Raw genomic sequence first — 6,146 nt, forward strand, 5'->3', positions numbered from 1 at the left:
GCAGAGGGTAGAGAGGAACAACCTGCAAAAGAAGCTGAAATGGTATACGTACCCGCTGGAGCTGAGACATTTGCCCCTGATATCACTACACCAGTTGAAGGTGAAGCAGTATAAGTATAAGAGGCATTGTAATTGGTAATGGTAAAACTTCCAATCATAGCGGCACAAGTTGGTTGCACCAAGGAACCTAGGGTAGGTTGACCGGAAGGTCCAATAACCGTAATCGTTGCTATTGTACTGTTTGCTGCACTACAACCACCACTTGTTAGCACGGCTCTGTAATAAGTAGTCGCTGTTAAATTAGTCGCTGTTAATGAAGTTGTTGTATTGGCAATACTAGTCACACCAGAAGCAAATGTACTAGAAGGTGAAGATTCCCAACGGGTGATAGCCCCTGTATGTCCGCTTAAGGTTAACGTGGTTGAATTGGTACCTCTACAAACCGTTGCGCTACCTGCAACAGTACCTCCAACCGATACTGGACTTACTATTACTGTTGCTACTGCACTGTTGACCGATGAACAAGCTCCACTGGTTACTACAGCTCTATAATACGTAGTTGTTGTTAACGTCGCTGTTAATGTAGTGGTGGTATTGGCGATTGGGGTTCCTGCTGTCGCAAAGTTATTTAGTGAGGATTCCCAGCGGGTGATAGCCCCTGTATGACCGCTTAATGTTAAAATGATTGTGGTGCCTGTACAAACCGAGCTACTTCCTGAAATGGTTCCTCCAACCGATGCTGGACTTACTGTTACTGTTGCTACTGCACTGTTTGCTGCACTACATGGACTGCTTGTTAGGACTGCTCTGTAAAAAGTAGTCGCTGTTAAGTTAGTCGCTATTAACGTAGTGCTGGTATTGGCAATTGGGGTTCCTGCTGTTGCAAAGTTATTAAGTGAGGATTCCCAACGGATTATAGCACCAGTATGACCGCTTAAGGTTAACGTGTTTGAATTGGTGCCCGTACAAACTGTGGCTCCTCCCGAAACGGTACCTCCGACTGATGCTGGACTTACTGTAACTGTTGCTATTGCACTGTTTGCTGCACTACATGGACTGCTTGTTAGTACCGCTCTGTAATAAGTAGTTGTTGTTAAATTAGTCGCTGTTAATGTAGTGGTGGTATTGGCAATTGGGGTTCCTGCTGTCGCAAAATTGTTAAGTGAAGACTCCCAACGGGTGATTGCACCTGTATGACCGCTTAAGGTTAACGTGGTCGAATTGGTACCTGTACAAACCGTTGCGCTTCCTGCAATGGTGCCTCCAACAGATGTTGGACTAACAGTTACTGTTGCTCTTGCACTGTATACTGAATTACACGTACCGTTTGTTAATAACGCTCTGTAAGAAGTGGTCGCTGTTAAGTTGGTCGCTGTTAATGTAGTGGTGGTATTGGCAATTGGGGTTCCTGCAGTTACAAAATTATCAAGTGAGGATTCCCAGTTGATAATAGCACCTGTGTAACCGCTTAATGTTAAGGTGGTTGAATTGGTGCCTGAACAAACCGTTGCATTTCCTGATATAGTTCCTCCAACTGATGCAATAACTGTTAGTGTTGCTGATGCACTGTTTACTGAACTACAGGGGCTGCTTGCTACTCTGGCTCTGTAATACGTGGTGGTTGTTAAGTTAGTCACTGTTAATGTTGTGGTGGTATTGGCAATTGGGGTTCCTGCTGTAGCAAAGTTATTAAACGAGGATTCCCAACGGATTACAGCACCTGTTTGACCGCTTAATGTTAATGTAGTTGTATTGTTGCCATTACAAACTGTTGCACTACCAGCAACGCTTCCTCCAACTGATGTTGGGCTTACTGTAATTATTGCTGTTGTACTGTAAACCGATGCACAACCTGCGTTGGTAATAACAGCTCTATAATAAGTAGTGGCTGTTATATTATTGACATTTAATGAAGATATTGTATTGGCAATAGGGGTTCCTGCTGTAGCAAAATTATCAAGTGAGGATTCCCATCTTGTAATAGCACCTGAATGACCACTTAATGTTAAAGTCGTTAAATTATTGCCTGAACAAACTGTATCACTGCCTGCAACGGTACCTCCAACAGGTATTGGACTTACGGTTACGGTTGCTATTGAACTGTTTGCTGCACTACATGGACTGCTTGTTAGTACCGCTCTGTAATATGTAGTCGCAGTCAAGTCAGTCACTGTTAATGTAGTAGTGGTATTGGCAATAGGTGTAACTCCAGAAGCAAATGTACTGGAAGTCGAAGATTCCCAACGGGTGATAGCTCCTGTATGTCCGCTTAAGGTTAAAGTGGTTGAATTGGTACCTGTACAAACTGTTGTGCTACCTGCAACGATGCCTCCAATTGATAATGGACTTACTGTTACTGTTGCTACTGCACTGCTCGTTGCACTACAAGCACCACTGGTTAGTACCGCTCTATAAAAAGTAGTCACTGTTAAGTTAGTCGCTACCAATGTAGTGGTGGTATTGGCAATGTTCGTTCCTGCTGTCGCAAAGTTATTAAGTGATGATTCCCAACGCGTTACAGTACCAGTATGACCGCTTAAGGTTAAAGTAGTACTATTTGTTCCTGAACAAACTGTGGCGCTTCCCGCAATCGTTCCTCCAACTGATTCTGGACTAACTGTTACTGTTGCTATGGCACTGTTTACTGGACCACAGGGGCTGTTTGTTATTACTGCTCTATAATAAGTAGTTGCTGTTAAATCAGTCGCTGTTAAAGTAGTAGTGGTATTGGCAATACTAGTAACTGCAGAGGCAAATGTGCTTGAAGGCGAAGATTCCCAACGGGTAATAGCACCTGTAAAACCACTTAAGGTTAAAGTAGTTGAATTGGTACCTGTACAAACGGTGGCACTTCCTGCAACTGTACCTCCAACAGATATTGGACCAACGGTTACTGTTGCTATTGCACTGTTAGCAGAACTACATGGACCACTGGTTAGCACGGCTCTGTAATAAGTAGTTACTGTTAAGTTTGTCGCTGTTAATGTAGTGGTGGTATTGGCAATTGGGGTTCCTGCTGTCGCAAAATTGTTAAGTGAAGACTCCCAACGGGTGATAGCGCCTGTATGACCGCTTAAAGTTAACGTGGTTGAATTAGTGCCTGTACAAACTGTGGTACTTCCTGCAACAGTACCTCCAACTGATGCTGGACTTACGGTTACGGTTGCTATTGCACTGTTTGCTGGACTACAGGTACTGTTTGTTACTACCGCTCTGTAATAAGTAGTCACTGTTAAGTCGGTTGCTGTTAATGTAGTAGTGGTGTTGGCAATGCTAGTAACTGAAGAAGCAAATGTACTTGAAGGCGAAGATTCCCAACGGGTGATATCACCTGTATGACCACTTAGTGTCAATATTGTTGAATTAGTACCGGTACAAACCGTTGTGCTTCCCGCAACTGTTCCTCCAACGGAGGAAATAACTGTTACTGTTGCTGAGTCACTTGCTGCAGTACATGAGCCGCTTGTTAGTACCGCTCTGTAATTAGTAGTGGCTGTTAAGTTTGTCGCTGTTAAAGTAGTAGTGGTATTGGCAATTGGGGTTCCTGCTGTTGCAAAATTATTAATTGAGGACTCCCAACGAACAATGGTGCCTGTATGACCACTTAATGTTAATGTGGTTGAATTGGTGCCCGAACAAACCGTTGCGCTTCCTGCTACGGTTCCTCCGAGTGATGTTGTACTTACTGTTATAGTTGCTATTGAACTATTTATTGAGTTACATGTACTGTTTCCTATTACCGCTCTATAACTAGTAGTCACTGTTAAGTTAGACACTGTTAATGTAGTAGTGGTATTGGCAATTGGGGTTCCTGCTGTAGCAAAATTATCAATTGAGGATTCCCAGCGGCTGATTGCACCTGCAGTATGACCACTTAATGTTAAAGTCGTTAAATTGGACCCCGTACAAACTATTGCGCTTCCTGCAACGGTACCTCCAACCAATGCTGGAGTTACAGTTATTCTTCCGGTGGCATTTAACGAACCACAACTTACTGTTAATGGTATGCTGTAGTTGAATGTCCCAGCCACGGTAGGGGTTCCACTTATAGTGATGGTATTACTTGCCCAGGTAGCACTCATCCCTGCGGGCAATCCATTGGCGCCAGATACTCCCGAATTGGAGATGCCTGTTGCGCCAGTTGTCGCATGTGTTATTGGGGTTGCAGGGGTACCGATACACAATGTTGGCGTGCTTGATGGGGTTCCTGAACTATTAATTGCAACAAATGCAAATCCATCGGCATTGCCACCATAAAAAACAAAATCGGCAACAATAGGTGTACAACCTGATTGCGTCAACAATGTAGTACTAAATCCATCGGCATTGCCGCCATAAAATGCAAAATTGGCAACAACAGGGGTACAACCAGATTGCGTCAACGAGCCAGTGTCGTTTCCATCGGAATTACCACCATAAAACACAAAATCAGCTACTATAGGTGTACATCCAACTTGCGTCAACGAGCCAGTGTCGTTACCGTCGGAATTACCACCATAAAAGACAAAATTAGCCACTATAGGTGTACATCCGGATTGCGTCAACGATGAAACACTGCTTCCGTCGTTATTGCCACCATAAAAAATAAAATCCGTAGCTAATTGCCCACAATTGATTTGCTCCAGGTATCCATTACTAGATCCATCGGCAACGCCACCATAAAAAGCAAAATTAGCAACTATAGGCACACAACCGCCTTGCGTTACGATTGCATTACTACTTCCGTCGTCATTACCACCATAAAAAACAAAATTTGAAACTATTGGCGGACAACTGGATTGCATCAACAATGCAGTACTATATCCATCGGCATCTCCACCAGTAAACTGGGCAAATGATTTTAGAGATGCAGTCAATAGCATCAAAAGTAATATGGTATATTTTAACATTTTGTTGTAGTATTGATAACCTATTAGCTTATATTTTTCTTTTCTTATCGAACGCCTCTACCACCAACGCCTGGGTTATTCCTATTTTGATTAACATTATTATTCATACCTATACAGTCGCTAATTCTTTGGGCTGCAGGACCGTCTGCATAACTGCCACCTCTCAAAACGCCACCACCTTGACCTCCACCTGATGCTGGCCAGCCGGGCGTATTGGCTGCGCCTGAAGTAGCTAATGTGCCATCGCCACAATCAGATGTAAAGCCAGAATAATTAAAAAATTGTCCTCCTACACATTGTTCCCATACATTGCCCGACATTTCCATAGCACCAAACCAAGCACCACCGGCTTGTGCTTTATTGGTAGCGGCACCAGCGGCAAAACCACATCGCAATGGTCCGGCATTTGCTCCTCCGTTAAAGTTGCAAAGTCCGTTACCAGCCGCTGTTGCGGTTTCACTTGCTTGTCCGGCATTGTTAATTGAATTTGCTGTTGCTTGGGTTATACTAACCGCATTCCAAGCATATTCTCCTGGTATAGAAGATGGTGATGCACCCCTGCAAATTTTTTCGTATTCAAATTCTGTCATAGGTCGTAAAGCTGCCCAATCTAAATAAGCCATTAAATCCGACCACGACATCCAACCACAGGCAATATTTTGACCATCGGCCGCTTCATTAAAAACACCATTATTGTTTAAATCACATCCATACACTGCGGGTGTAGTAGCGGCAACGCCACTGGTTCTAACTTTGATACCGTTTCTTACTGGTGTTGCTGCGTTTGCATTGGCATAGGTACCAGCAGCAGAGGCAGGACTAACATTAGTTCTTGTAATCTGTTGCGTATAGGTAAGCGAGTTTAAAAAAGCCACATATTGCTCTTGACTGATTTCATATTTCATGCTGTAAAAACTATTCCACCCTAACGGATAGGTAGATGGCAAAGGAGCTGTACTACCATGAGTAGCATTATTTTTATAGTTAAGAGTAGCTCCTATACCTGCTGTTTGTATGGCATTGGTAATTAACACATTTTTAAAGCCCCAACCATTAGAACCACTTCCTTGCCCAAAACCATTACTATTGTCGCCAATAAGAAAATCGCCTTGTGGCACATAAACCATCTCAATTCCCGCTACTTGAAAATTATCACTTAGGTTAGCTGCAGTTTGCAGGGCTATTAAAACTGTTGCTGTTGGAATGTTTCCATTGCCAATTGCAGAACGTCTGATAAAAACACCCATGCCATCTGGC

General features: G+C 43.4%; 2 protein-coding genes. Both read right to left on the reverse strand.

Features of this window, described 5'->3' with window-relative positions; all coding sequences use genetic code 11:
• On the reverse strand, positions 1 to 4,889 hold a 4,889-nt coding region (locus ACK5ON_RS10620), incomplete at its 3' end, for a beta strand repeat-containing protein (RefSeq protein ID WP_409822282.1).
• A gap of 44 nt (positions 4,890 to 4,933) precedes the next feature.
• A partial coding sequence (locus tag ACK5ON_RS10625) for an SUMF1/EgtB/PvdO family nonheme iron enzyme (protein WP_409822283.1) occupies positions 4,934 to 6,146 on the reverse strand: 1,213 nt, incomplete at its 5' end.

This window comes from Flavobacterium sp., assembly GCF_046317795.1.
Lineage (GTDB): Bacteria > Bacteroidota > Bacteroidia > Flavobacteriales > Flavobacteriaceae > Flavobacterium.